Below are 24684 nucleotides of genomic sequence, written 5' to 3' on the forward strand. Positions count from 1 at the left end.
AACTCCCGCGAACTTATGTCGACGCCTGTTTATAGTTGCCGGTGGGAGAGGCTGCAACGCCGGGGGACCATCTCCCGGCTAAACATCGCCCTCGTGCTTGAACTCCACCGTCCACTGACCTTCCATATCCTCACTCACCAGTACCTGGATGGGCCGACAGCACACGGCACAGTCTTCGATGTAGTGCTGACTGCCGGCGGATGTGTCGATGAGCATCAGGATGGTCTCGCCGCAGTAAGGGCAGCGATCGCTGAATTCCTCAATCTTTCCCGTGGGGCTGTTCATGGCTCCTCCTCTGAACCAGTTGCCGCGGGCAGGGCCTCCAGGTAAGGCGCGGCCCAGGCCGCGAGGGTGTCAGCCACGTACACCGCGTCTTCCCGCCGGGTGAGCAGGTGATCGGCGCGATCCAGGCTGATAAAGCTTTTGGGATGCAGGGCGCGGTTGTAGATATCGGCGGCCTCGTCGATGGACACCACCTGATCTACCGGTGAATGGTAGATCAGCAGCGGCCGTCCCAGACGGTGGATATAGCCCTCGACGATGGATTCCACGTCATCCACGAACTGCTTGCGGATGATGAACGGTCGCCCGGACAGTTTCACCTCCGCCCTGCCCTCGCTCTGGATGGTGTCCAGTGCGCAGGAAAACTGTTTCAGCACATGTTCCGGGTCCGCCGGTGCGGCGATGGTGACGATGGCCTTTGCCTCAGGCACCGATGCCGCTGCCGCGAGCACGGCCGCGCCGCCCAGACTGTGGCCGATCAGCAGGCAGGCGGGTTGATATTCGTCGCGCAGGAAACTGGCGGCACTTTCGAGGTCTGCCACATTGCTGGAGAAGTTGGTGTCGCTGAAGTCCCCCTCGCTGTCGCCGAGGCCGGTGAAGTCGAAGCGCAGGGAGGCGATGCCGTGATCCGCCAAGCGGCGGCAGATACGGGAGGCGGCGAGCACGTCTTTGCCGCAGGTGAAGCAGGGGGCGAACAGAGCGAAACCGAGCGGGGAGCCCGCCGGAGTTTCCAGAATCCCAGCCAACCGTTCACCGCGGGCATTGGGGAAGGTCACTTTGTGGCGGCGATTGCGGCCGCTGCCGGCGTCGGACATGGACACTCCTGTCTATGGGTAATGGTGCGCATCCGCGAGGGGCTTCCGGGCAATGGTAGAGAGCCGGAATTACCCGGGCAACGCACCGCCGCGAACTTTTTTGCCGTCTTGTAATAATGACAGCGGTGTCAGATCGTTTTGCTGAGTGTGCGGTAATTCATTTACAAAACGGGTTGATATACTCCGCGCCGAATGCCCGGTGCCCCCCTGTGTGGGCAGGGACAATCGCAACAGCTTATAATCCGCGCCCGCTTTCTCTGGCCTGAGCTGGGAAGGTCGGAGTGAGTAAGTATTCAGCAACCAGAAAGCAAAATGAGGATTGGCTATGGCGGTTAAATTGATGAAGGACCAGGATCTGGCGGGCAAGCGCGTACTGATCCGCGAAGACCTGAACGTGCCGGTAAAAGACGGAGTGGTGACCTCCGACGCGCGTATTCGCGCGGCACTGCCCACCATCAAGGCCGCCGTAGATGCAGGCGCCAAAGTCCTGCTGATGTCCCACCTGGGACGCCCCACCGAGGGCGAGTATGAGGAAGAGTTCTCCCTGGCGCCGGTGGCCGCGCATCTGGGCAAGCTGCTGGGCAAGGACGTGCCGGTGATCAAAGACTGGCAAAACGGTGCGGAACTTGCTTCCCTGGAAAATGGCGAAGTAGCCCTGCTGGAAAACGTGCGTTTCAACAAGGGTGAAAAGAAAGACGATGAGGCCCTGGCCAAGCAGTACGCGGCCCTGTGCGACATCTTCGTAATGGACGCCTTCGGCACTGCCCACCGCGCCCAGGCATCCACCCACGGGGTGGCCAAATTCGCCCCCGTCGCCTGTGCCGGCCCGCTGCTGGCGGCGGAACTGGACGCACTGGAAAAAGCACTGGCGAACCCGGCGCGCCCGATGGTGGCCATCGTCGGCGGCTCCAAAGTCTCCACCAAGCTGACCGTACTCGAGAGCCTGTCCGACAAGGTGGACCAGCTGATCGTGGGCGGCGGCATCGCCAACACCTTCCTCGCCGCCAGCGGCAAGCCGGTGGGCAAGTCCCTGTGCGAGCACGACCTGATCGGCACCGCCAAGTCACTGATGCAGAAATGCGATATCCCGGTACCCACCGATGTAGTGACCGGTAAGGAATTCAGTGAATCCGCCGCGGCGGAGACCAAGCCGGCCGACGCCGTGGCCGAAGACGACATGATCTTCGACATCGGCCCGGACACCTCCGCGGCGCTGGCGGAAATCCTCAAGAACGCCAAGACCATCATCTGGAATGGCCCGGTGGGCGTGTTTGAGTTCGACCAGTTCGGCGCCGGTACCGAGCACCTGTCCCGCGCCATCGCCGCGAGTGACGCCTTCTCCATTGCCGGCGGCGGTGACACCCTGGCCGCAGTGGACAAGTACGGCATTGCCGACCAGGTTTCCTATATTTCTACAGGAGGGGGTGCCTTCCTTGAGTATGTGGAAGGCAAGGAGCTGCCGGCGGTAGCGATTCTGGAAACCCGTGCCGGCGAGTAATCACCCGCGTTATTGGGCATCCGGGACGCGCAATCGTCCCGGATGCGCAGCAAGAAGTACTCGTTTGTAAGTAGTACCCATCATTAAAAAGAGATGCGGCCGGAGCCTGGCTCGAGGAACCGCACAACTGAGTGGGCCGCTCATAGAGTTCTGTTACCGACCTCTATGAGCGGCCCACTCCAATACCAGCTAAATTTCGACGAGAAAGGGTTTTTTTTCATGGCTTTAATCAGCTTGCGCCAACTATTGGACCACGCTGCCGAGTTCGGCTACGGCGTGCCCGCGTTTAACGTTAACAACCTGGAGCAGATGCGCGCGATCATGGAGGCGGCGGACCAGACCAACTCCCCGGTCATCGTGCAGGCATCCGCCGGCGCACGGAAATACGCCGGCGCCCCCTTCCTGCGCCACCTGATCCTGGCCGCAGTAGAAGAATTTCCACACATTCCGGTGGTCATGCACCAGGATCACGGCACCAGCCCCGCCGTGTGCCAGCGCTCCATCCAGCTGGGCTTCAGCTCGGTGATGATGGACGGCTCGCTGATGGAAGACGGCAAAACTCCGTCCTCTTACGAGTACAACGTAGACGTGACCCGCCGCGCGGTGGACATGGCGCACGCGTGCGGTGTGTCTGTGGAAGGTGAGCTGGGCTGCCTGGGTTCCCTGGAAACCGGCATGGCCGGCGAGGAAGACGGTGTCGGCGCCGAGGGCAAACTGTCCCACGACCAGCTGCTGACCGACCCGGAAGAAGCCGCCGACTTCGTCAAGAAAACCCAGGTGGATGCGCTCGCCATCGCCTGTGGCACCAGCCACGGCGCCTACAAGTTTTCCCGTCCACCGACAGGCGACATCCTCGCCATCGACCGCATCAAGGAAATCCACGCCCGCATCCCGGATACTCACCTGGTCATGCACGGCTCCTCTTCCGTACCGCAGGAGTGGCTGAAGGTGATCAACGAGTTCGGTGGCGAGATCCCGGAAACCTACGGTGTGCCGGTAGAACAGATTTGCGAGGGCATCAAATACGGTGTGCGCAAGGTCAACATCGACACCGACCTGCGCCTTGCTTCCACCGGCGCGGTGCGCCGCTTCCTGGCGGAAAACCCATCTGAGTTCGACCCGCGCAAGTTCCTCGCCGCCACCACCAAGGCCATGAAGGAAATCTGTGTGGCCCGCTATGAGGCCTTCAACACCGCCGGCAATGCCAGCAAGATCAAGCCGATCAGCCTGGAAACCATGTTCCAGCGCTATGAAAAAGGCGAACTGGTGCCGAAGATCAATTGATCTCAGTGGCATGAAAAAAGGGCGAACTTCGGTTCGCCTTTTTTTTAGAAAAAGCAGTACCATTGGGTCATGGATCTGCTCAACGACCTCAATGCCGTCGAGATAAGTCCGGTTATCCGCCGGCCGGATTACTCTGCCCTGCGCAGCCAACTGCCGCAACTGGACTTCGCCTGCGACCAGCCCCTGCCAAAATCGGTAGTCTCCTACCGCAATTTCTATCGCCTGAATTTTGATGAAGCCAGCGCTACCGGAATTGGTACTTTCAGCGCCGCCGGCTTTGAGCTCGTCGCCCAGTACTGGCTGGTGCAGAACCCCACAGGCACCCTGTTTATCTGCCACGGCTACTTCGATCACACCGGCGTCTACGCCTCCGCCATCCGCTTTGGTCTCGAACGCGGTTTCAATGTCGTTGCGGTGGATTTCCCCGGACACGGATTGTCCAGCGGTGAGCCGGTGGCCATCGACAGCTTCATGCAGTACCGGGAAGTGCTGGAAGCCCTGCTGTGGCGAGCGCGGGACCGTATGCCGCAACCCTGGCACGGGCTGGGGCAGAGTACCGGTGGCGCCACGCTGCTGGCCTACCTGCAGTTCAGTCACTGGCAGCCGTTCGACAAGGTCATGTTACTCGCGCCGCTGGTGCGCCCGGCCAACTGGCATTTGCGCAAGTGGATGTTCTACCTGGGACGCTTCCTGATGCCTCGCCCCAATCGCGGTTTCAATATCAATACCCACGATGCGGAATTCGCCCGCCGCCAGGCCCACCGCGACCCACTGCAATCGCCGGTGATGTCGATTCGCTGGCTTGGGGCGATGGTGGACTGGTTGCATCTGTTTCCCAGGTCCGAGCGCAACCTGCGCCCGATTCTCGTGGTGCAGGGCACCGACGACAAAACCGTAGACTGGCGCTACAACATGCGCGTGATCCGCGACCGTTTTCCCAACAGCAAGCGGGTCATCGTGCGCGGTGCGCGCCATCAGATGATCAATGAGACCCAGCCCTACCGGCAACAGATCATCGCTGCCCTTGACGGCTGGCTCGCGCAGTAATTCCTCTTCTCGATTTCCCTACAGTGCCGTCTTCCGCAGCTGGTGCCGTTTGCGCCGCTGTAACAGTGCGTCCGCGGAATACAGCAGCAGCGCAAACCACACGATGGCGAAGGTGATGAGCTTGTTATCGCTGAGCGGTTCGCCGTAATAAAAGGTGGCCAGCAATAACATCAGGGTCGGTCCCAGATACTGCAGGAAACCCACGGTGGAGAGGTTGAGGCGGCGCGCAGCGATATTGAACAGCAGCAACGGCGTCAGGGTGACGGGGCCGGCGAGCAAAAGCAGGCCGTTCAGTTCCCAGCTGTTGTGCAGCAGGTTGCTGCTGGGGCTGTCGGTCCAGATCAGGAAGCCGACGGCGAGCGGCAGCATGTACAGGGTTTCCACCGCGAGCCCGGTGAGACTTTCCACCGGCGCGCGCTTGCGTACCAGGCCGTAGAAACCGAAGGTCAGCGCCAGGAACAGCGCGATCATTGGAACCCGCCCGAACTGCCACAGTTCATAGCTGATTCCCACTGCGGCGATCGCCACCGCCAGCCACTGTAGCGGGCGCAACCTCTCCCCCATAAACAGCACACCCAGCAGTACGCTGATCAGCGGGTTGATGTAGTAGCCGAGGCTCGCATCCAGAATGTGCTGGTTGGTGATGGCCCAGATGAATACCAGCCAGTTGCTGCCGATCAGCAGGGTCGACAGCAACAGCGTGCGCATTTTCCTGCCAGAGCGCAGCGTGCCGCGCAGGTCTTCCAGCTTGCCCATGGCCGCGAGCATCAGTAGAGCCAGCACAAAGGCCCAGATACTGCGGTGGCTCAGGATTTCCGGTGCGGAAATACCGTCCAGCAAATTGAAATACAGTGGTGCCAGCCCCCAGATAAGAAAGGCACCAATGCCCGCCAGCAGACCGCTGGCGGCGGATTCGGGATTCTGGTTTTGCACGTGGAAACCGCCTTGGCGCACCGGATGGGAAAACGGTGGGCCGTAAGATTCGGGAAGACAGGGAAAAAGAAACCCGGACTTCGCAGCTGCTGGTGCAGTGCGTCGTCCGGGTTCGGGAGAGTTTAACAGACGCGTCTGCGCCCGTCAGTCTGCGCCCATCAGATTGGGGATCAGAAAAGTACGCGACAGCGCAGGGTGCCGGGAATGTTTTTCAGTTTTTCCAGCGCCAGGTCCGAGTACTCCGCATCCACGTCAATCACCACGTAACCGACGGTCTCGTTGGTCTGCAGGTACTGGGCCGAAATATTGATGCCGTTTTCCGAGAACACCTGGTTGATGGCGCCGAGCACGCCGGGCACGTTCTTGTGAATGTGCAGCAGGCGGTGCGCGCCGGCGTGGCCGGGCAGTGCCACCTCGGGGAAATTCACCGAGCTGGTGGTGGTGCCGTTGTCGGAGTAGAGCGCCAGTTTGTCGGATACTTCCACACCGATATTTTCCTGGGCTTCCACGGTAGAACCGCCCACGTGCGGGGTCAGCAGAGCGTTGTCGAGGCCGCGCAGGGGCGACAGGAACTCGTCGTCGTTGCCGCGGGGTTCCACCGGGAATACGTCGATGGCGGTACCGGCCAGGTGGCCGCTCTTCAATGCTTCCGCCAGCGGTTCGATCTCCACCACGGTGCCGCGCGAGGCGTTGATCAGAATCGCGCCTTTCTTCATCTTTGCGATCTGCTCGGCGCCGATCATCCACTTGGTGGAGGGCAGCTCTGGGACATGCAGAGAGACCACGTCAGACTGCGCCAGCAGCTCGTTCAGGCTGTTCACCTGAGAGGCGTTGCCCAGCGGCAGCTTGGTGACCACGTCGAAGAAGATCACGCGCATGCCGATGCCCTCGGCCAGGACAGAGGTCTGGGAGCCGATGGCACCGTAGCCGACAATACCCAGGGTCTTGCCGCGGGCCTCGTAAGAGCCCACGGCGGATTTCTGCCAGCCGCCGCGGTGGCATACCATGTTCTTCTCGGGGATGCCGCGCAGCAGCATGATCGCTTCGGCGATCACCAGTTCGGCTACGCTGCGGGTGTTGGAGTAAGGTGCATTGAATACCGCGATACCGAGCTCGGTGGCGGCTTTCAGGTCCACCTGATTGGTGCCGATACAGAAGCAGCCCACGGCGATCAGTTTGGGTGCGCTCTCAAGTACCTTGCGGGTCAGCTGGGTGCGGGAGCGAATCCCGACAAAATGCGCGTCGGCAATCTTCTCGATCAGTTGGTCTTCTGGCAGCGCGGATTTGATGTATTCCACATTGGTGTAACCACGGGCAGACAGCAGATCCACCGCGGACTGGTGAACACCCTCCAGCAGCAGGATACGGATTTTGTCTTTCTGAAGAGAAGTCTGAGGAGCCATAACAGGTCTCTTGGCCGAGCGCGAAAAAACCGCGACAGTTTAGCGAAAGTCGTTGGGAATCGCCGGGGACCCGGCGAGGGCGGCATCATACCACAACGGCTTTGCAAAACTTTATACGCAATTTTTATCCTAGTTATCGAATTTGGTTATGTATAAACACGCTTTCACCTGCAAATCTCCCGTCGAGCTGCCTCTCGGCAAGATCGTGTGTGTCGGGCGCAACTACGCCGCCCACGCCGAGGAACTCGACAACCCGGTGCCGGAAGAGCCGCTGCTGTTCATCAAGCCCGCCACCGCGGCGGTACCCATGGCTGAGCCGGTGCACCTGCCGCGCGGCCGCGGCAGCTGTCATTTCGAGGGCGAGCTGGCACTGCTGATTGGCGAGAAACTGACGGACGCCAACGCCTCCGAAGTGGCGCCGGCCATCGCCGGCCTCGGGCTGGCACTGGACCTGACCCTGCGGGACCTGCAGGCGGACCTGAAAAAGCAGGGCCACCCGTGGGAAAAGGCCAAGGGATTCGACGGCTCCTGCCCGCTGTCGTCGTTTGTAAAGCTGGACTGGCTGCCAGACTGGGACAGCCTCACCTACACCCTGTGGTTGAACGATGAGATCCGCCAGCGCGGCAAGACCAGCCACATGCTGACACCGGTTCTGGATCTGGTGGCGTATATCAGCAGCTATTTCACTCTGCTGCCCGGCGATGTGGTGCTGACAGGCACCCCGGCCGGTGTGGGTGAATTAAAGGCCGGGGATAAGATCGCGATGGGACTGGAGGACGACTGGCTATTCATCGAGTCTCGCGCGGTGTGATACGCCCGGCGGGCCGGGCGCGAAACAGCTGGGTGCAAAATTACCTGGTAGAAATAGCCAGTCACCGAAGTATTTGCGCGGTTAGATACTGCGGCGGAAACTCGCGATCTGAAAACGGTGCTCGAAACCCAGTTGTCGATAGAGCCCCTCGCCCATGCGCGAAGCCTGCAGCGTGGTGTAGCGTGCGCCGGAGGCTTGGCAGTGGGTGAGCACCGCCTGCATTAGTGAGCGCGCGATACCGAGGCCGCGAAAATCCTCGGGCACGCCCACCATGTGGATGCCAGTGACCACTCCGGTGCGAAACAGCAATGCGGTGGCCACCATCTCACCGTTGCGTTCCGCCCACCACAGGCTGGCATCGGGATGCCGGACGAGCTGTTCGATTACCGCGGCGTCGATGTGGTAGCTGAATGCCGCGCTGCACACCTCGGTCCAGCTTGCCGCTTCATCGGCGGAGCGGACCCGGTGCAGTGGCAGTCCCCCAGCGGCCGGCGCCGGCTGCCAGTGCGCCAGGTCCAGATGCATCGCCTGCTGTTCCAGAGCGACTCCATAGCCAGCGTCCCGCAGTCCCTGCTCCAGCTCCGGATCTTGTGCAAAAACGGGCACCATAGCGCGGGCGGGTAGTTGACGTAACAGTGTCTTCAGAGACTCGGCCGCTGGCAATGCACCCTCTCGGGGAAACCAGAAGCGGTTTGGCCAGCGGTCGCAGGCAAGCACCCCGGCATGGTCGGGTAGGGGCGTTGCCCCCATCGCCGTCCACAGCGCGGTCAAGTTGTCGATATTGGCTTTGTCCAGCGCGTCGCCGTTTAAGTGGGCTTCAATCATATTCCCCGGCGTCAATAGCTTACCCATGTGTTACTCCCAGTTGATCAACAATATGCCCGCTGCCAGTGCCGCCACACCCAGCCCGCGGGCCCCGGTGATTGGCTTTTGCGGAAGATCGAACCAGCCGAAATGGCTGCTGATCATGGCCACCAGAATTTGCCCGGTCAGGGCAAAAGACATCATCTGTCCCACGCCCATGCGGGGAATCAGGAAATAAAATATCCCTACACCAAACGCACTGAGCAATCCGCCAAACCACAGATAAACCGGCACCGCCTGGAGTACCGAATACGAAACGGGTTGTCGCAACGCAGTTAGGGCCGCACCTGTCGTTACCAGGCAGCTGATACCAAACACGATGGCGGTGGCGAGCAGGGAGTTGCGCAGCAGGACGCCCAGTTGCGCGTTCATGCCGGCCTGCAGCGCAATGGCGGCTCCGGCAGTCATGGCCAGGGCAGCGAACCACACGCTACACCACCTGCACGAATTCGCGCGGTGCCAGGCGCACTTTGGGGAGGTCTGCCTGATCGTCGTCCGGGTGGCGGTGCCCCAGCACGCACAGCGCGGTTGCGGTCAGCCCCTGTTCCGGCAACCCCAGCACCCGGTCAAAACCCGCCGCTTCGAATCCGGTGATCGGGCAGCTGTCAATGTTCTGCAGCGCGGCGGCGGTCAGCAGTGTGCCGAGGGCAATAAAGGCCTGCTCTCTGGCCCACGCCTGGCGTTCTGTCACCGTCATCCCGGACAGCACTGTTTTTATATGGTCGGCCATGCCGGACTGTGCTTCCGGTGTCAGATCGTGCAGGCGGCCTCGCAAGGCCATATAGCGATCAACCGTCGCGTCACCGGCGTTGGTTTCCGTGGCGAGGACCAGCAAATGTGAGCATTCCAGTACCTTTTGTTGCCCCATTGCATGGGGCAACAGCTGTGCGCGGAGCGCCGGGGAATCCACCTGAATCAGGCGGTAGGGCTGCAATCCATAGGATGATGCGCTCAACCGCGTTGCTTCGACCAGGCTGTGGATAACCTGATCGGGCAGGCGTGCCTGCGTAAAGCGGCGCGCCGCGTAGCGCCAGTGTAGTGCGGACAACAGTTGCATGGCTTTCTCCCGAGTATCCAGCGGAGCCGGAGCGGCTCTGTGTGATGCGGGCGAGTGTAGGCAGCCGATGCGGTAGAAGCATTTACATAGGTTGATCGATCCGTTTTTTTCTTATTCGGCTGAGCTGTGTGGGGGTAACCCCCAGGTGGGAAGCGATGTGATATTGGGGCAGCCGGGATACCAGGGTCGGATAGTCCTGCATAAATTTTTGGTAGCGTGTGCCGGCGTCATCCTGCACCAGGGTTACTTCGCGGATGTCCTTGTCCAGTAGCCAGTGCCGTTCAAGGTACTGGATGTGATACAGCTTGAGATCGTCGTATTCCTCCAGCAGCCGGCGATACCCCGCGTGATCAATTTCGATGATGTCAGAATCTTCCAGCGCTTCGATGACGAATTGCGAGGGCTCCCCCCGCAGCAGCGCGGTCATGGCACCGGGAAAGCGGCCCTCGGGGAAAAAATTTTTGTTGTACTCGGTCCCTTTCTTATCCAGCACATAGGCGCGGAACAGACCCCGATAGACATAGGCAAAGGAGCGCGGTGTTTCTCCTGCAGGGTAGAGGATCGCCCCCTTATTGATCTGACGCCGATTGCAGATCCGGCGATAGGCGGCCCAGGTGCGTTGAGTCAGCGGATAGTAGGTATTGAGCTGCTGACGCAGGGAAGAGAATGCGGCATCTTCTATTTGTTCGGACACTGGTAGCTCTGCGATTAGTGGGAACTTGGGGGCGCGGGTTATGTCCCGGTGTCGGAGTGCGAAGAGTATATAGGGTAAGCGGGGAGAACGGACGTTGTACCGGGCCGCTTACCGCGAGTCGCGAAACAGGATGCGAGTCGTTCAGGTTGAAACTAAGATTGTCCCGCTCCGCAACCCCCTCTAAGATGCGCAGGCTTGTACTCAATCAGCGGGAAAAACGATGACAGATCTCAACCAAAAGACCACCATCCGCATCCTCACCACCGGTGGCACCATCGAAAAGAGTTATTGCGAATCCGATGGCACCCTCAAGAACCGCGCTTCCATCATTCGCGACGGTCTGATCAGCAGCCTGCGCCTGCCCTATACCCATCTCGAGCTGGAGAGCGTGCTCAACAAGGACTCTCTGGAAATGGACGACAGCGACCGCGATCAGATCTGCACCGCCATTGCCCGCACTGCGGAGAAGGGGGATCCCATCGTCATTCTGCACGGTACTGACACCATGTCCGTGACGGCGGACTACTGCCACGCCAAGATGGGCACGCCGAAAGTCCCGGTGGTCTTTACCGGCGCCATGAAGCCTATGGGTTTTATCGATTCCGACGCCCGCCAGAACGTTACCGAAGCCCTGTTGGCGGCGCGACTCGTGCAGCCCGGCTTCTACATCGCCTTCCACAACCGGGTGTTCCCCATCCCCGGCGCGCGCAAAAACCTGGAAGCCGGCACCTTCGAGGCGGTTTGAGCCATCCCCGGTCTATCCTAGAAACCTGTAGGAAGCTGCTGTGATCGCCATGGACGGCGGGATGCCGCCCAGCAGAAATGCAAATTTTGCAGGAGCAAAAATTTGTCAGGCGAACTCCGGCGCTGCAAATCCCGGATTTTGATTTGTGATCACATTTCATATATAAACTGAGCAATCCTTCAGTTTACTTTGCAACCCAGGAATCGAGGTGCGCATGACCGACAACCGGACCCAGAAGCCAGTTCCACAGACGCTCCAGGAATGGCTCGCCCTGGCCGAAACCCTCACCATCGAGGGCCGCGCCTTTATCAACGGTGAGTACGTGGACGCCTTGAGCGGTCAGACCCGCCCCTGTACCAGCCCCGCCGATGGCCGTGTGCTGGCGCAGATCGCCAATTGTGGCCCGGAAGACGCCGAGCGCGCGGTCAGAGTGGCGCGCGATACCTTTGAATCCGGTGCCTGGTCGCATATGCCGCCCATGGACCGCAAGAAAATCCTGGTGCGCTTTGCCGAGCTGATCGAACAGAACAAGGTGGAAATCGCGCTGCTGGAAAGCCTCGATGCGGGCAAGCCCATCAGCGACACCATGAATGTGGACGTGCCGAGCGCCGTGACCACCATCCGCTGGAACGCCGAGGCCATCGACAAGATCTACGACGAAATCGCCCCCACCGGCCCCAACGAAATCGGCCTGATCACCCGCATGCCCCTGGGCGTGGTAGCGGCCATCGTGCCGTGGAACTTCCCGCTGTCCACCACCGCCTGGAAGCTGGGGCCGGCGCTCGCCACCGGCAACAGCGTGATCCTGAAGCCCGCCTCCAACACTCCGCTTACCGCCATCAAACTGGCGGGGCTGGCGAAGGAGGCCGGTCTTCCGGACGGCGTGCTGAACGTACTTCCGGGCCCCGGCAGCACTCTCGGCAAGGCGCTGGGTTTGCACATGGATATCGACGGCCTGACCTTCACCGGCTCCACCGAGGTGGGCAAGACGCTGACCGAGTACTCCGGCCAGTCCAACCTCAAGCGCACCTTCCTTGAGCTGGGTGGCAAGAGCCCGAACATCGTGTTTGCCGACGCCGATCTGGACAAGGCCGCCGAGGCCGCGGCACTGGCCGTGTTCTACAACCAGGGAGAAACCTGCACCGCCGGCACCCGCCTGCTGGTAGAAAAGAGCATTGCCGATACCTTTATCGAGAAAGTCGCCAAGGCCGCCGAGCGCTTTGTGCCCGGCCACCCGCAGGATCCGAACACTGTGATGGGCGCGCTCATCGACCAGAGCCAGTTCGATACTGTCGAGTTCTATGTGGCGAAAGGTCTGGAACAGGGCGCGCGACTGGTTTGTGGTGGCAAGCCCGCTGCGGCGGTGGAAGGGGGGCACTATTACCAGCCCACCATTTTCCGCGGCGTGAACGGCGATATGAAGATCGCCCGCGAGGAGATCTTCGGGCCGGTGCTGTCGGTGATTGAATTCGAAACCGAGGAAGAGGCACTGAAAATTGCCAACGATTCCATCTACGGCCTCGCCTCCGGTGTCTGGACCCGTGACATCGGCCGCGCCCACCGCATGGCGCGCGATATCCGCGCGGGCTCGGTGTGGGTGAACAACTACTTCGGTGGTGACATCACCGTACCCTTCGGTGGCTTCAAACAGTCCGGCAATGGTCGCGACAAATCATTGCACGCGCTGGACAAGTACTGCGAACTGAAATCCACCTGGATTGATATCAGTTGATCCCGGCACCGTCGGAATCCGACTCTATTGGGCCGCTATCGCGGCCTTTTTTGTGCCAGGTCTGGATGTCGCGGCGGCGGCAATTTTTTGCGTGATTCAGACTTGATTCAGCTGCTGTGGGCGAACATGCTACAAGCACTTTGTATCGGGACCGGGAGCCGCCGTGACTCAATGGAACAGGAACAATATTGCCGCCGCTGCCCTGCTGGGCATTGGTGTACTGCTCGGCCTGGCTGTGTTGGGCGGCTTTACTGTGAAAGCGGTGGAGCGGTTCAAGGGTTACGAGCGCACGGTCACGGTCAAGGGGCTGGCGGAGCGTGAGTTCCCCGCGGACATCGCCATCTGGCCGATCCAGTTCACCGCCGCGGACAATGACCTGGCGGCGCTCTACCAGACCATCGCCAGCAGCAGCGAGAAAATCCAAAAGTTCCTGCAACAGCAGGGGATCGACGCCGCCGCGATCTCGGTGTCTATGCCGTCAATCACGGACAAATCCGCGCAGCAATACGGCGGCAACGAGAATTCCCCATACCGCTATACCGCGTTGCAGACGGTCACCGTATATTCCGACAAGGTGGCAACAGTGCGCGAAGCGATGAACGGACTCGCGAATCTGGGGCGCGACGGTATCGTCTTTTCCCAGGGCAATTATCAGGCGCAACCGGAATATATATTCACCCGTCTGAACGAGGTGAAACCACTGATGGTCGAGGAGGCCACCAAGCAGGCGCGCTCAGTTGCGGAAAAATTTGCCGAGGATTCCGGCAGTCGCCTGGGCAAGATCCGCCGCGCGTCACAGGGGCAGTTCACGATCGGCGACCGCGACAAGAACAATCCGCACATCAAGAAAGTGCGGGTGGTATCCACCATCGAGTATTACCTGGCAGACTAAAAGGTTAGTGATATGCAACATCCGCTTCTTTCAGTACTTCTGATCGCGTCTTTGGCAATGGGAACAACCGCAGCGATTGCAAAGCCGGACAAAAACGGTGAACTTCCCCCGGGACTGCAGAAGAAAGCAGAGCGCGGTGGTGAACTGCCCCCCGGCTGGAAGAAGAAGCTGGTGCGCGGCCATGTACTGGAAGATTCGATCTACAGTCATGCGGTCATCGTGCAACCGGTAGACCGCCACGGCCTGGTCACCGTGCGGATTGAAGGCGAGCTGGTGCGGCTGGTGCACGCCACCCACGAAATCGTCGACATTCTCTCCCATTGATCCCTTCCCACTGAGCGGGGAGCCGGAAATTTGCCTTCTGGCGGAAGCCATCCTATACCAGCGGGGAGATTGAATTCTTCCGCCAGCAGGTTCCGCCATGAGCGAATTTCAGCACGGATTTTCCATCAGTATCCAGCGCACCGGCGACGAACGGGTGCTGCTCGCCATGCATGCCCGCGGTAAACTCGAACATCAGGATTACGAAACCCTGGTGCCGATGCTGGAGTCCGCGATTGCCGGTATGCAACACCCTAAAATCGATGTGCTGATGGATTTGCGCGAGCTCGAAGGCTGGGAGATCCGCGCGGCTTGGGACGATCTCAAGCTGGGTTTGAAGCATGGGCGCCAGTTCAACCGCGTGGCCATTGTAGGCAACAAATCCTGGCAGGAAACCGCATCCAAAATCGGCAGCTGGTTTATCGGCGGCGAGGCCCGCTTTTTCGAAGACAGGGCGCCGGCCTTGGCGTGGCTGCAAGAAACCGCATAAACTCCCTTCCGTTTCTAATTCTCCCAGCCGGGCCCGGTTATCGCGCCCGGCTTCCTCACAATAACGTCACAGGAATTTGTGTATGTTCGAATGGATTGCAAGCCCGGAGGCCTGGATTGCGCTGGCCACGCTGGCTGCCCTGGAAATTGTCCTGGGTATCGACAACATCATCTTCATTTCCATTCTGGTAGGGCGCCTGCCGGAAAAACAGCGCGAGTCCGCGCGTTTTATCGGCCTGGCACTGGCGATGCTTACCCGCTTGGCCCTGCTGTTTTCCATCGCCTGGATCATGGGGCTTACGCAGCCCTGGTTTACCCTGTTCGGCGAGGAAATCTCCGGGCGCGATGTCATCCTGATCGGCGGCGGCCTGTTCCTGCTGGCCAAGGCCACCCACGAAATCCACAACAGCCTGGAAGGCGCCGAAGGTGGGCACAGCAGCGTCGCCACCGCGACCTACGGTATGGTGCTGGTGCAGATCGCAGTGCTGGATATCGTGTTCTCACTGGATTCGGTGATCACTGCTGTGGGCCTGGTGGACCACGTTTCCATCATGGCCATCGCCATCATCCTGGCAGTGGGCGTGATGTTGGTTGCGGCCAAGCCCATTGGCGATTTTGTTGACCGCCACCCCACCATCAAGATGCTGGCGCTGTCGTTCCTGATCCTGGTGGGGGTAACACTCATCATCGAAGGGTTCGATGTACACGTACCCAAGGGTTATATCTACTTCGCCATGGCGTTCTCCGTGGCCGTGGAGATGCTCAATATCCGCCTGCGCAAGAAACAGGTGGAGGCGGTGGAGCTGCGCAAGCCGTACCGGGAAGACTGAAAAGACGGAAACCGGCAGGCTACATCCTCCCGGTTGCCATCGCTGTTGTACTCCCCAATGTAACTGCCGCCGGTCGGGGGAGGGTTGCGCTCACGCCACCTGTCGCAGGCGCCGCCGAGGTGTGCTCGGGCGTGTAGGGTAATTGGGGCCGGTGGGCGTCGAACTCTGCTGTAGGTATTGGAGAATGGCATCGCGCAGTTTTGCTGTGCCACCCTCGATCCCCTGATTGCCAAACAAGCGGTTGAACTCGATCACATAGGGGTGCTCACCCACCATGGCGATGTCCCAGCCCGCGTGATTGATGTCGAGGGTGCGCGCCAGATGCAGCGCCAGGTCGATTGCCGCCTGTGGTACCGGGGCGCGATCCACCGTGCCGCCCTTGGATACGTTGTTGTAAAAGCCCTGCGCTGCCTGCAGCCGCCAATAGGCCGTCACCACCTGGTCGCCGACGATCACGATACGGATATCGCGGTCGATGGGGAGCCACTCCTGTACGTACAACACATCGGTTTTTCCCAGGTAACTGCGCCAGTCGTCGCAGCTTTCGATCAGCCATACACCGCAGCCGCGAGAAGCCTTCGGCAGCTTGGCGACAAATGGGTGGTCCATGGCCTCCCACAGACGGGCGGCATTTTCCGGGGTGTTGGCGAGGATGCGTGTGCTGGGCGTATTGCCTGGTGCAACAAGCTCGAAAGCGCGGGTCATTTCGATCTTGTTGTGTCCCAGCCGGTAGCTGGCTTCACTGGGAAAGACGCGGGCCTTGAGGCCATAGGTCAGCGCGTTCAATTGCCAGTACTCGGGGAACAGCACCCATTCCGCCTCGGCAATTTCCGCTTTGTATTTGAAGACTTCTTCGGGTTTCAGTTGCAGGGTATCTGCGAAACCGAGGGTTCTGAATACGTCAAAAGAGATCCAAGCCACCGGTCAAAACACACACAAGTTGAGATGCGCGTTTTTACGGCGGCCCGGGTTTTTCGTCAAGCGGATTTATATCCGCCGGCGAGAAAAATGCCGCTATTTGGGTAACCGTGCGGTCACCTGTACTTCGATCTTCATCGCATCATTCAGCAGGCGCGCTTCAAACACGGTGGCGGCCGGCCGCACGTCACCCAGCCACTTCTGGAACACCGGCCAGCAGGGTTCGAAGTCATCGCGGTTTGGCAGGATATAGGTCACGCGCACAATGTCCGCCACCTTGGCACCGGCCTGCTGCAGGGCCTGCTCGATGTTGGCGAAACACTGGTCCGCCTGCTCCACCACGCTGTCGCTGATGCTGTTGGTTGCGTAGTTGAAACCGGTGGTGCCGGAGACAAACACATAGTCGCCGTCCACTACCGCACGGGAATAGCCGATCTTGCTTTCAAACTCCGATCCGCTGGAAATCAGTTTTCTGCTCACAGAAATGCTCCTTGGAGAAAGGCTCTGGGAGAGCCGATAAAGCGCCACGGGTGTGGCCGGTTACAGGTTGGGCGCGGGATGATGCCATAGGCCAGAGAAATCCCCTAGTGGCACAAGGTGTCGGGGAGCGCGAATGCGGTGTTGGGTGCTTATTAGCACCTTTGAGCGTTGAATGGCCAGGTTGAGCAATTTTTATCTGATTCTAGCGGTAAAAATAACGAAATAGAGCCATTGTGGCGCGCTTTTGTGTCATGCATCATGTGCCCCGGCGCGGCCAATGAGAATTGCATCACACACTTGGCGCGGCTTTGTTTGAGTAAGTCACACGGTTCGTACCGCAGTCTGCGGACCTGGAATACGGACTGCGGGAGTTATCTGAGTGACTCTTTGTTAAAGGAACGGGGGAAAATAGGAATGTACAAGAAACTCGCATTGGCCTTGGCGGTCACGGCGCTCACTGCCTGTGGAGGCGGCGGTGGCGGAAGCTCCGATGGCGGCGGTGGCAGCTCAAGCAGTAGTTCCAGCAGTGGTGGCAGCTCGAGTTCCTCCAGTTCTAGCGGCGGCAACGGCAGCCCGGTTTCAATTGGCGGCACTGCGGCCAAGGGCATCATTTCTGGCGCACTTGTGGAGGCGCACAAAGCGGATGGTACCGTGATCGGTACTGCCACTACTGCGGCCGATGGTAGTTACCGTATCGATCTCGGAAGGTATAGCGGTGCGGTAAAGCTGGTGCTGACGAATCCGGCCGAAGGCAAGGCGATGGTGACCTGTGACACTGCCAGCTGTCGCGCCGCCGGTACCGATGATGCCGACACCGATAGCGACGGTGTGATTGAGTTCGGCGAGCAATATGCGCTGGATTATGAACTGAGTTCCGTCGTGTACGTAGACGAAACCGCGACCGAAGTATCCAGTAGCATTACCGCGCTGACTACGCTGGTTTCTGAAAAGGCGGGAGTTCAACTTGACCAGGCGAGCATTGCTGCGGCCAACAGCTTTGTAAAAAATGCCCTGGGGCTGGATGCCAACCCGGATACGATTGCGCCGGTGGATCTTACCAAGGCTACTGAGGCGAACGAGCAGCAGTTGCGCTTTGCACTGGTTAACGCCGCGATAGAGCAAGCGGCAGACGGAGATGTAGCGGCACAATTGGCGGGCTTGACCGCAGGCTTTGCTTCCAACGCGATAGGCGCCACTGCGCTGCAGGGAATCAGCAATGCTATTACCTTAGTGGCGGAAACCGCCGGTGCCAATAACACTGCACTGGGCGGTGTTGCCGATGCCGCGGCTGGCGCAGGACAAGATATTGCCAGTGCGATAGAAGACAACTGCAGTGACAGTGGAACCTGCCTGCCACCGATAGAGTTCAGCGGAGAGCTGGCCACTAATCTGCAACAAGCCAAGGCTCTGGTTGCTACTGCGCGTAAAGTTTCCGTAGAAGCCCTGGCTGCTATAAATGCGGAAATCGATGTGGACTCCGAGAGTTACAATCCGGACAACATTGTGGTGAAACTGCAAAGTGCCGAGTCGCTTCTCGACAGTGAAACCCAGCATGTATTGACCGCCTTCCGCGAAGTCAGCGATGTACTGGTCAATCAGATTTCCGCAGTAGAGTTCGGTGTAGAGCCTGCGCTTGAAACACCCTTCTTCAACCTCAGCGACGCGGCGGGCTATCTCTGGGACAAGTATCTCGAAGATACCGACTACGACTCACGCGCGAGCGCTATGGCGCACTTTCCCGCTGGCAGCATTGTCAAAAATGGCACTGTGTGGACCCTAAGCAACGGCGTCTATGATCTGGATGGCAGCCATTTCACCACGGATGACCAGGTCGCGGTAAATATCACAATTACCCTTCCCGACCTGAGCGGTGAGCCCGGTAGCATTTCCATGCCTGCGGGAGAAAATATCCTCTCCATCGAAGGCGCGGCGGTGCTCGGAGATAATCGGTTTGCGCTGGGTGATGGCTCTAAAGTAACCCTGGCATTGGCGGAATCCTTTGCCGAAGATACTGAAGGCGATCCGATAATCGAGAGTGTCAGCATTGCAGTGAACGGTAGCCTGGAAAATGCCAGCTACGGTTTTGAAGGTGCGGTTGCGCTGGCATTGAGCGAAGGCGAGTCCTATCAGCAAATGATGCCGGATAACGACGCGCTTTTGCTGTTACCGGAAAAACTGTCCCTGCAGGGTACATTTACCGACAAGGCGAAGGGCACAGACGTAACGGCGGGTGTTACCCTGACCATCGACAACGTCAATGAGTACGGCTTTTACCCGAGTGGCTATCAGCGAGAGAATCTTGTCAGCTATGTTTACGACGAAACGGATAACAGCCTGACAGTGACTTTCGGTACCGAAGCAAATCAGGTCGTCGCCCGGTATACCTTGTCAGTGGATTCAACCGAAACCTATACCGACTACTACATCGCAGCCGAATGTGTCAGTGTAATCGGTGAAGCAGAGTGTAATCTTCCTGCGCGTACTTACTTTGGGGGCCTCGCTACCACTGAGCAGATGTCCTATGACGATTGCTGGAGCTTGGACTTTGCATGGAACTGGGAGAACGGTATTTGCTACTACAGCATTCTCGCGCAAGACACCGGCGTTCAACAGGATATCCGTGTGGCATTCGACGAGTACTATGGCGAGTGGTTGTTGGCCGGCAGCCTGAAGGCGCGTGTGCCGGGAGAGGGCACCTATGTCCCGGGACCTGACGACTGGTACGAAACACTCGGCTTTGCTTCCATTGTGCCTTCCGATGCCGCAACAGGTGCCATCTCCGCGACACTCATTTATCCGGAAATGGATGTGGACGCCGAAGGCCGTTATGCCAAAGCCACCTTCCGTGCAAATGCCAGCGGAAAACTCTCCGCTACCCTGCCGGAGATGGATATCGAACTGGTGCTCAAGCGCACCGGGTACGAGGTGGCAGATCTGTCACTTGCGCTGGCATGGGGCAGTGATTCTCTACGTGTGGAGTACACCTACGAGGGCGAAGACAGCGCGCCGGTAATTTTGCTCACCGATGGCGAAGGCAGCGTGTTCGAGCTGACCTTCAGCAGCGAAGGCGAAGCCGCCGGCACCATTAGCAAGGATGGCACCGTCTACGGCACCCTGACGGAAGAAGGTGACGATATCTACGTGATTACCTGGATCGACAATGCCATCGAAACTCTGCTCTAAGCGGGGGCGATCGCAACGTCATGCAAGAGGCCACCATTGGTGGCCTCTTCTTGTTCTGGCGTCTGCGAGCCTGCCTGTACAGTCCGTCGCCCAGCCGGCCGGCATCACGCTGGATTTTACCAGCCGCACCGTTAGTGAAGCATTGCCGATCAGTGAATTTGCCGGTGACTGGAAAAACGCCCCCAGCGCCGGCGACAGCACCTGGACGCGCAACCGTCTGGAGCTGGGTGCCAACTATGGCAACTGGACGGTCGGCTACACCCAGCGTTTTGACTACCGCCTCGAATACAACCGCGACACTGCGGACCTGTATTACCGCAATGAAAATAACTTGCCTGCAAGACAGGGGGATGTGCCGGTTTTCCTGCGTATCGACCAGCTGCGCGCGCAAGGGTTCAAAATCGGTTACCGCCACCGGTGGCAAAGCGGCATCTTTGCGCGTGTCAGTGTCACCGCGCTTGAGGCCAGCGATTTTCAGGCGGGGCAACTAGCAGGTACCCTGAATGCGGAGGGTGATTTTTTCTCCGGTACCGCCGACCTCGACTATCGCTACACCAAAGACCTGTTGTTGGAACACCAGTTCGACATGCCCCAGGGGCGGGGCTTCACGACAGATCTCGCCGTCGGCTACAGCGGTAGTGAACGCACCATACAGATACAACTGCAGGATTTATACAACCGCATCGACTGGGAGTTGGCGCCGCATACGTACGGTAAGTTCGACACCATCGACCGCGATGTGGAAGACAAGGTACAGCTGAACCCACTGTTCTCCGGCAAGCGCCTGCTGGAAGATTTCCGGCAGAAAATGCCGATGTACGGGCTCGCCAGCTACACCGAACATGCCCGAGGCGGCGCCGACGTGAAGCTCGATGTCGAGTACTACGGCAACGACCTGCGCTATACGACGGGGCTGCTCTGGGACCATGTCCCGGGAAACCCCTATCTTGGATACGAATTGGTGGATCGGCAGTGGTTGTTGTCTGTTGGTGATGACAACGGCATTTGGAAATTACAGCTGGGGTTCGACGATCCCGATCTGGAAAAGGCGCACAGCCTGACCATTGCCATGGCGGTGGCGGCGTATTGGTAAAGCGGTGTGACGCACGTAGAAAATTCACTCTGACACGATTTTATAATTGCTGAGCTTGGCGGCAATAAGTGATGTAATACGGGCCGGTTTTCCAACGGCCTCCGCCAACGCCGACGGGCGGACGCCATCACGGACTGAATACAATCACAGGAGGTGACTGTCGTGCCCGTCTTTGCCTATCAATCCCTCAATTCCGGCAACAATACCGATCGCGGTGTACACGCATCGAACTCACAACGGTTTACCGAGAGTACCCACAACAACATCGCCGCCGGCGGCGGCCGCTGGATGCTGGCGATGCCGGTTGCCGACAGTGCGGCGCCGGATATACCGATACACGGCCCCGCGCAGTTACTGCCCAGCGCGCAAAAAAACTACATCCAAAAAGGTAAACACACGGATGTGAACTTTCGCAAGATGGTGGAAGGTAAGGCGCGACAGACTCACCAGCATCTGATCCGCTCCCTCGGGCAGTGCAGCCTGATGGTCTACGGGGAAATGGATGGCAATCATAGCGACTGGCAGAGCATGCAGAATCACGCCGGCAACCTGCTCGGTGCCTTCAGTTCCGGCAAGGCGTGCAACAGTTTCAGCGTACATACCAACGGCAGTGGCAGCCACCAGATTCTCGGGCAGGGGATGGGCTGGATCGCCATTAAGAGCGATGGAATCCGCGCTCTGTTTGTGCATGTTCCGAACAGCGTGGCCACCCAGGAAGCGCTCACGAAAAAGTTTTACCGCGATATTCAAGACTCTCTACTGGGCGTTGCCGGTGGCGGTGTGATCGATGTCATCATGGGCGACACCAACCAACCGCGCCTTGGCTACACCCAGGAAGTGGTGTCCGCGGCGACCGGGCAGAATTTTTCGGTGTTTCACCAGGGGAAGGATATTCAGCCGGAAGACGCCCACCAGCGCAGCTTTGGTGGCACCAACAGTAATGCCTCAAAAAAATACGATGTAGCTGTCTACAATACCGCGACGGTAACCATCGAAGATCTGGTCTATCTGTCCCAGTGCACGGAAGTGGCTGGTGAAAACGGCAGTCTCGCCGCTGCGGTTACCGACCATATGGGTATTGGCATCAGAGTGGTTAAAAACTGAGTCTTTGCCAGGGCCGGGAGCTCTTGACGGTATCGGGTAGTATTTCGTTATGCTCTCGACTCCGGCATGTACTTGGGTGTGACTGTCAGTAAAAACAAAAAGGCCGCAGATGACTAATCTGCGGCCTTTTTGTTATATCGCCTGTTGAGCGTTACTTATCCGTTTCCGGCAGCTTTGCTTCCGCTTCCTTGCGAAGGAAGCCCGCCGCTTCCTCGTCGTGTACCAGACTGTGATCGTCGGGCATGGCGCGGGTCTGCTGATTCAGTTGGTGAATCTGCGAGGCGTTGCCCAAGTCGCGGTTGCTGGTGATGGAGGCAATGGACTCGCGATCCTTCAGGAAATTCACCACGTCATTCTTGATGCTCTGAAGTTCGCGCTCGTCCCGGTGCATTTCCAGAATGTGACGCGGATGCTCCAGATTTTTCATGCCGGTTGAGGCGAAGGTGCTGGAAACGATGCGAGATACAACCACCCAGGGGGTAATGCTGCTGCGCACCAGGGTGTTCTCGGAGCGGGTGCTGTCGTGAATACCGGTACCAGTGGAAATCTTCGATTCGGTAAAGGTGCCCTCACATTTGAAATACACCAGCAGGGATTCAAATTGGATCTCGGCAAAGTGCAGGTGCGCCGCGTTAGAGAGTAGTTGTCCAAAGGACTTCAACAGGAAGCCAATCAGGAGGATATGCACTGCGCCCATGCTGAGGCCCAGCAGCGTGAACACCTGCTCGCTGTTCAGGATCTGCTTGATTGAGCCGGTAGCGGGATTGGCAATGAAGCTGTAAATATCCACCGCCTTGTAAGCCAGCATCAGCGTGAAGGCGATGGCGATTATGCTCAGAACATTGCCCGCAATCAGGGCGGCAAAACGCGCTTTGCGGAAGGTCTCGCCGAGTTCCATGGGCTTTACGCGGGGCTGGACCTCCTGAATCATTTCACCGCGAAACCCGCCCTTGCCATCGGTCTGTTCCTGCAGCTGCGGGTCGAGTTCGCGGTACACGCGATTGGGAACTTCCTTGTAGCGGCGGTTGGCCATTACCAGGTTGTCGAGATTGATGAAAATTTCGTTCGGGTGAACCGACTCCTGCCAGTTCTCGCGCAATTCCGATACCTCTGCCACCGGATTGGCGACGGTGAGGCGCTGGCGCAAAAGTACAAAGCACAGCGCACCGCTGGCCGCGCCGAGCAAAAGTGCGGAAATGATGTACAGTCCCGGATTCAGGTTGGGCACCTGGGCCAGGAAGCCGTCCAGTTGCTCCGGGGTGACACGGCTCTTGGCAAGCATCCAGGAGACGGCGAGGCCGGCCAACACGGGCACGATCAGGGCCAGGGTAATTGCTCGGGACAGTGTGCCGCCGCCGAGAGATTCGATGTTGTGCTCGGCACTGCGCTGGATCGGCTTGCCCGCGCGCCGCCAGATTGCCAGCAGATAGACCATCAGCAGCACGGAATATACCGGGAACAGCAGCTCCCCGGCTGTGCCGGCGAAACCCGCCAGGGATACGAATGCCACCAGGGCAAAAGCCACAAGTGCGAACAGCGTACTGGTCCAGGCTCCGAACAAACGCTGGGCGAAGTTGCGCACCGGGTAGGGCATAAACAGCAATTTGGGGATGAAGGTGTGTAACAGGCGCGCCAGGAATCCCTGTGGCTCGGTAAATGTCGCATTCTTGCGGCCAATGAGCATTTCTTCCAGCTGCTGCGCGTTGTAGGCCACATAGGCGGCCTCTTCCTTGGCGGTACTGCTTTCCGATTTGCTGCGGTTTGGGGCCAGCGAGGTGGGGTGGTTGCGGCCCACGAAGTAACGCAGCACCGCGTAAATACCGCCAGCGAGTACACGGATGCCCGAGCCTAACAGAAACAGGCCGAACGCCATCAGTATCCAGCCGGCACCGGCATTTTCTTTGACCGTGCCCGCGGCAGAAATCAGCAGCACCAGACCGGAAATGGTCTGCAGGCCGCCGCGGATGGCGGTGACAGTGCCTTCGGTTTTGAATGGATTTTTAAGCCCAAGGTCGATCGATCCATAATCGAACGCCATGCTTGTCCCCTCTTGTTTTAAATACTCATGAATCCGCACTACTAACGCCGCGGATTATCGGTGTTACTGATGAAAAAAACGGTGACTGGTCGCACTGGTAACTGTGACTCAGCGCGCAATTATCTGGCGGAATGGGTTATACCACGCTTGGATTGCGGGCGCGAGAATCGA

Annotated in this window: 24 protein-coding genes; 13 read left to right on the forward strand and 11 right to left on the reverse strand. The window is 59.0% G+C overall.

The features are described from left to right. Window positions 1–78: 78 nt before the first annotated feature. Window positions 79–285: a CPXCG motif-containing cysteine-rich protein gene (locus tag FDY93_RS04255; RefSeq protein ID WP_138234486.1), complete on the reverse strand. Its 207-nt coding sequence runs from the start codon at window positions 283–285 to the stop codon at window positions 79–81. Further along, window positions 282–1097: an alpha/beta hydrolase gene (locus FDY93_RS04260; RefSeq protein WP_138234487.1), complete on the reverse strand. Its 816-nt coding sequence runs from the start codon at window positions 1095–1097 to the stop codon at window positions 282–284. Before FDY93_RS04260 ends, FDY93_RS04255 begins: the two co-directional genes overlap by 4 nt. A 325-nt stretch (window positions 1098–1422) precedes the next feature. Here FDY93_RS04260 and FDY93_RS04265 point away from each other — a divergent pair, with 325 nt between their 5' ends. The 3 genes from FDY93_RS04265 (at window position 1423) to FDY93_RS04275 (ending at window position 4926) form a co-directional block, all read left to right on the forward strand. Then, window positions 1423–2595 carry a phosphoglycerate kinase gene (locus FDY93_RS04265; RefSeq protein WP_138234488.1) on the forward strand — a complete coding sequence of 391 codons (1173 nt, stop codon included), beginning with the start codon at window positions 1423–1425 and terminating at the stop codon, window positions 2593–2595. A gap of 219 nt (window positions 2596–2814) precedes the next feature. Next, window positions 2815–3879 (forward strand): class II fructose-bisphosphate aldolase, encoded by a 1065-nt coding sequence (gene fba / locus FDY93_RS04270; RefSeq protein WP_138234489.1) that lies wholly within the window; start codon window positions 2815–2817, stop codon window positions 3877–3879. A gap of 69 nt (window positions 3880–3948) precedes the next feature. Then, the gene (locus FDY93_RS04275) at window positions 3949–4926 is read left to right on the forward strand and encodes an alpha/beta hydrolase (RefSeq protein ID WP_138234490.1); all 978 of its coding nucleotides are present in this window, start codon (window positions 3949–3951) and stop codon (window positions 4924–4926) included. Window positions 4927–4944: 18 nt separating this feature from the next. On the opposite strand, the gene rarD is transcribed toward FDY93_RS04275, so the two are convergent. Together rarD and serA are read right to left on the reverse strand one after the other, a co-directional pair. Beyond that, window positions 4945–5859, reverse strand: a complete 915-nt coding sequence (gene rarD / locus FDY93_RS04280) for an EamA family transporter RarD (RefSeq protein WP_138234491.1) — start codon at window positions 5857–5859, stop codon at window positions 4945–4947. 170 nt (window positions 5860–6029) lie between these two features. After that, window positions 6030–7262 (reverse strand): phosphoglycerate dehydrogenase, encoded by a 1233-nt coding sequence (serA, locus tag FDY93_RS04285; protein ID WP_138234492.1) that lies wholly within the window; start codon window positions 7260–7262, stop codon window positions 6030–6032. 148 nt (window positions 7263–7410) lie between these two features. Here serA and FDY93_RS04290 point away from each other — a divergent pair, with 148 nt between their 5' ends. Continuing rightward, a complete protein-coding gene (locus FDY93_RS04290) occupies window positions 7411–8073 on the forward strand; it encodes a fumarylacetoacetate hydrolase family protein (RefSeq protein ID WP_138234493.1) in 663 nt (220 codons plus the stop codon). 81 nt (window positions 8074–8154) lie between these two features. Here the strand turns inward: FDY93_RS04290 and FDY93_RS04295 are convergent, their stop codons facing one another. From FDY93_RS04295 to FDY93_RS04310, 4 genes are all read right to left on the reverse strand, one after another. Beyond that, window positions 8155–8925 carry a GNAT family N-acetyltransferase gene (locus tag FDY93_RS04295; protein WP_138234494.1) on the reverse strand — a complete coding sequence of 257 codons (771 nt, stop codon included), beginning with the start codon at window positions 8923–8925 and terminating at the stop codon, window positions 8155–8157. Between the two features lie 3 nt (window positions 8926–8928). Then, on the reverse strand, window positions 8929–9366 hold the full coding sequence (locus FDY93_RS04300) for a DMT family transporter (RefSeq protein ID WP_246068453.1): 438 nt from the start codon (window positions 9364–9366) through the stop codon (window positions 8929–8931). Window position 9367: 1 nt separating this feature from the next. Next, window positions 9368–9994, reverse strand: a complete 627-nt coding sequence (locus FDY93_RS04305) for an NAD(P)H-dependent oxidoreductase (protein ID WP_138234495.1) — start codon at window positions 9992–9994, stop codon at window positions 9368–9370. A gap of 82 nt (window positions 9995–10076) precedes the next feature. After that, on the reverse strand, window positions 10077–10688 hold the full coding sequence (locus tag FDY93_RS04310) for a Crp/Fnr family transcriptional regulator (protein ID WP_246068454.1): 612 nt from the start codon (window positions 10686–10688) through the stop codon (window positions 10077–10079). A 220-nt stretch (window positions 10689–10908) separates the two neighbouring features. Between FDY93_RS04310 and FDY93_RS04315 the strand changes: the two genes are divergently transcribed. From FDY93_RS04315 to FDY93_RS04340, 6 genes are all read left to right on the forward strand, one after another. Beyond that, window positions 10909–11433: an asparaginase gene (locus FDY93_RS04315; RefSeq protein WP_138234496.1), complete on the forward strand. Its 525-nt coding sequence runs from the start codon at window positions 10909–10911 to the stop codon at window positions 11431–11433. A gap of 214 nt (window positions 11434–11647) precedes the next feature. Next, a complete protein-coding gene (locus tag FDY93_RS04320) occupies window positions 11648–13165 on the forward strand; it encodes an aldehyde dehydrogenase (RefSeq protein WP_138234497.1) in 1518 nt (505 codons plus the stop codon). A gap of 163 nt (window positions 13166–13328) precedes the next feature. Then, window positions 13329–14057: an SIMPL domain-containing protein gene (locus FDY93_RS04325; RefSeq protein ID WP_138234498.1), complete on the forward strand. Its 729-nt coding sequence runs from the start codon at window positions 13329–13331 to the stop codon at window positions 14055–14057. A gap of 12 nt (window positions 14058–14069) precedes the next feature. Then, the gene (locus FDY93_RS04330) at window positions 14070–14381 is read left to right on the forward strand and encodes a hypothetical protein (protein ID WP_138234499.1); all 312 of its coding nucleotides are present in this window, start codon (window positions 14070–14072) and stop codon (window positions 14379–14381) included. Window positions 14382–14478: 97 nt separating this feature from the next. Continuing rightward, window positions 14479–14868 carry a SpoIIAA family protein gene (locus FDY93_RS04335; protein ID WP_138234500.1) on the forward strand — a complete coding sequence of 130 codons (390 nt, stop codon included), beginning with the start codon at window positions 14479–14481 and terminating at the stop codon, window positions 14866–14868. Between the two features lie 82 nt (window positions 14869–14950). Beyond that, window positions 14951–15697: a TerC family protein gene (locus FDY93_RS04340; RefSeq protein ID WP_138234501.1), complete on the forward strand. Its 747-nt coding sequence runs from the start codon at window positions 14951–14953 to the stop codon at window positions 15695–15697. 90 nt (window positions 15698–15787) lie between these two features. Here FDY93_RS04340 and FDY93_RS04345 read toward each other — a convergent pair whose 3' ends face one another. Then, the gene (locus FDY93_RS04345; RefSeq protein WP_138234502.1) at window positions 15788–16618 is read right to left on the reverse strand and encodes an ATP-grasp domain-containing protein; all 831 of its coding nucleotides are present in this window, start codon (window positions 16616–16618) and stop codon (window positions 15788–15790) included. A gap of 93 nt (window positions 16619–16711) precedes the next feature. Next, window positions 16712–17095, reverse strand: a complete 384-nt coding sequence (locus tag FDY93_RS04350; protein WP_138234503.1) for a RidA family protein — start codon at window positions 17093–17095, stop codon at window positions 16712–16714. 414 nt (window positions 17096–17509) lie between these two features. Between FDY93_RS04350 and FDY93_RS19420 the strand changes: the two genes are divergently transcribed. The 3 genes from FDY93_RS19420 (at window position 17510) to FDY93_RS04365 (ending at window position 22475) form a co-directional block, all read left to right on the forward strand. After that, window positions 17510–20278 (forward strand): hypothetical protein, encoded by a 2769-nt coding sequence (locus tag FDY93_RS19420; RefSeq protein WP_171018867.1) that lies wholly within the window; start codon window positions 17510–17512, stop codon window positions 20276–20278. Window positions 20279–20420: 142 nt separating this feature from the next. After that, a complete protein-coding gene (locus FDY93_RS04360; RefSeq protein WP_138234504.1) occupies window positions 20421–21371 on the forward strand; it encodes a hypothetical protein in 951 nt (316 codons plus the stop codon). Window positions 21372–21533: 162 nt separating this feature from the next. Beyond that, the gene (locus tag FDY93_RS04365; protein WP_138234505.1) at window positions 21534–22475 is read left to right on the forward strand and encodes a hypothetical protein; all 942 of its coding nucleotides are present in this window, start codon (window positions 21534–21536) and stop codon (window positions 22473–22475) included. A 151-nt stretch (window positions 22476–22626) separates the two neighbouring features. Here the strand turns inward: FDY93_RS04365 and FDY93_RS04370 are convergent, their stop codons facing one another. Further along, window positions 22627–24513: a hypothetical protein gene (locus tag FDY93_RS04370; protein ID WP_138234506.1), complete on the reverse strand. Its 1887-nt coding sequence runs from the start codon at window positions 24511–24513 to the stop codon at window positions 22627–22629. Between the last annotated feature and the right edge of the window lie 171 nt (window positions 24514–24684).

It is taken from the genome of Microbulbifer harenosus (assembly GCF_005771435.1).
Taxonomy (GTDB): domain Bacteria; phylum Pseudomonadota; class Gammaproteobacteria; order Pseudomonadales; family Cellvibrionaceae; genus Microbulbifer; species Microbulbifer harenosus.

What these genes read in the sequence shown, in the direction of transcription:
- FDY93_RS04255 (WP_138234486.1), bottom strand. Translation starts at nt 285, where the DNA reads ATGAACAGCCCCACGGGAAAGATTGAGGAATTCAGCGATCGCTGCCCT.
- FDY93_RS04260 (WP_138234487.1), bottom strand. Translation starts at nt 1,097, where the DNA reads ATGTCCGACGCCGGCAGCGGCCGCAATCGCCGCCACAAAGTGACCTTC.
- FDY93_RS04265 (WP_138234488.1), top strand. Translation starts at nt 1,423, where the DNA reads ATGGCGGTTAAATTGATGAAGGACCAGGATCTGGCGGGCAAGCGCGTA.
- fba (WP_138234489.1), top strand. Translation starts at nt 2,815, where the DNA reads ATGGCTTTAATCAGCTTGCGCCAACTATTGGACCACGCTGCCGAGTTC.
- FDY93_RS04275 (WP_138234490.1), top strand. Translation starts at nt 3,949, where the DNA reads ATGGATCTGCTCAACGACCTCAATGCCGTCGAGATAAGTCCGGTTATC.
- serA (WP_138234492.1), bottom strand. Translation starts at nt 7,262, where the DNA reads ATGGCTCCTCAGACTTCTCTTCAGAAAGACAAAATCCGTATCCTGCTG.
- FDY93_RS04290 (WP_138234493.1), top strand. Translation starts at nt 7,411, where the DNA reads ATGTATAAACACGCTTTCACCTGCAAATCTCCCGTCGAGCTGCCTCTC.
- FDY93_RS04295 (WP_138234494.1), bottom strand. Translation starts at nt 8,925, where the DNA reads ATGGGTAAGCTATTGACGCCGGGGAATATGATTGAAGCCCACTTAAAC.
- FDY93_RS04305 (WP_138234495.1), bottom strand. Translation starts at nt 9,994, where the DNA reads ATGCAACTGTTGTCCGCACTACACTGGCGCTACGCGGCGCGCCGCTTT.
- FDY93_RS04315 (WP_138234496.1), top strand. Translation starts at nt 10,909, where the DNA reads ATGACAGATCTCAACCAAAAGACCACCATCCGCATCCTCACCACCGGT.
- FDY93_RS04320 (WP_138234497.1), top strand. Translation starts at nt 11,648, where the DNA reads ATGACCGACAACCGGACCCAGAAGCCAGTTCCACAGACGCTCCAGGAA.
- FDY93_RS04330 (WP_138234499.1), top strand. Translation starts at nt 14,070, where the DNA reads ATGCAACATCCGCTTCTTTCAGTACTTCTGATCGCGTCTTTGGCAATG.
- FDY93_RS04335 (WP_138234500.1), top strand. Translation starts at nt 14,479, where the DNA reads ATGAGCGAATTTCAGCACGGATTTTCCATCAGTATCCAGCGCACCGGC.
- FDY93_RS04340 (WP_138234501.1), top strand. Translation starts at nt 14,951, where the DNA reads ATGTTCGAATGGATTGCAAGCCCGGAGGCCTGGATTGCGCTGGCCACG.
- FDY93_RS19420 (WP_171018867.1), top strand. Translation starts at nt 17,510, where the DNA reads ATGTACAAGAAACTCGCATTGGCCTTGGCGGTCACGGCGCTCACTGCC.
- FDY93_RS04370 (WP_138234506.1), bottom strand. Translation starts at nt 24,513, where the DNA reads ATGGCGTTCGATTATGGATCGATCGACCTTGGGCTTAAAAATCCATTC.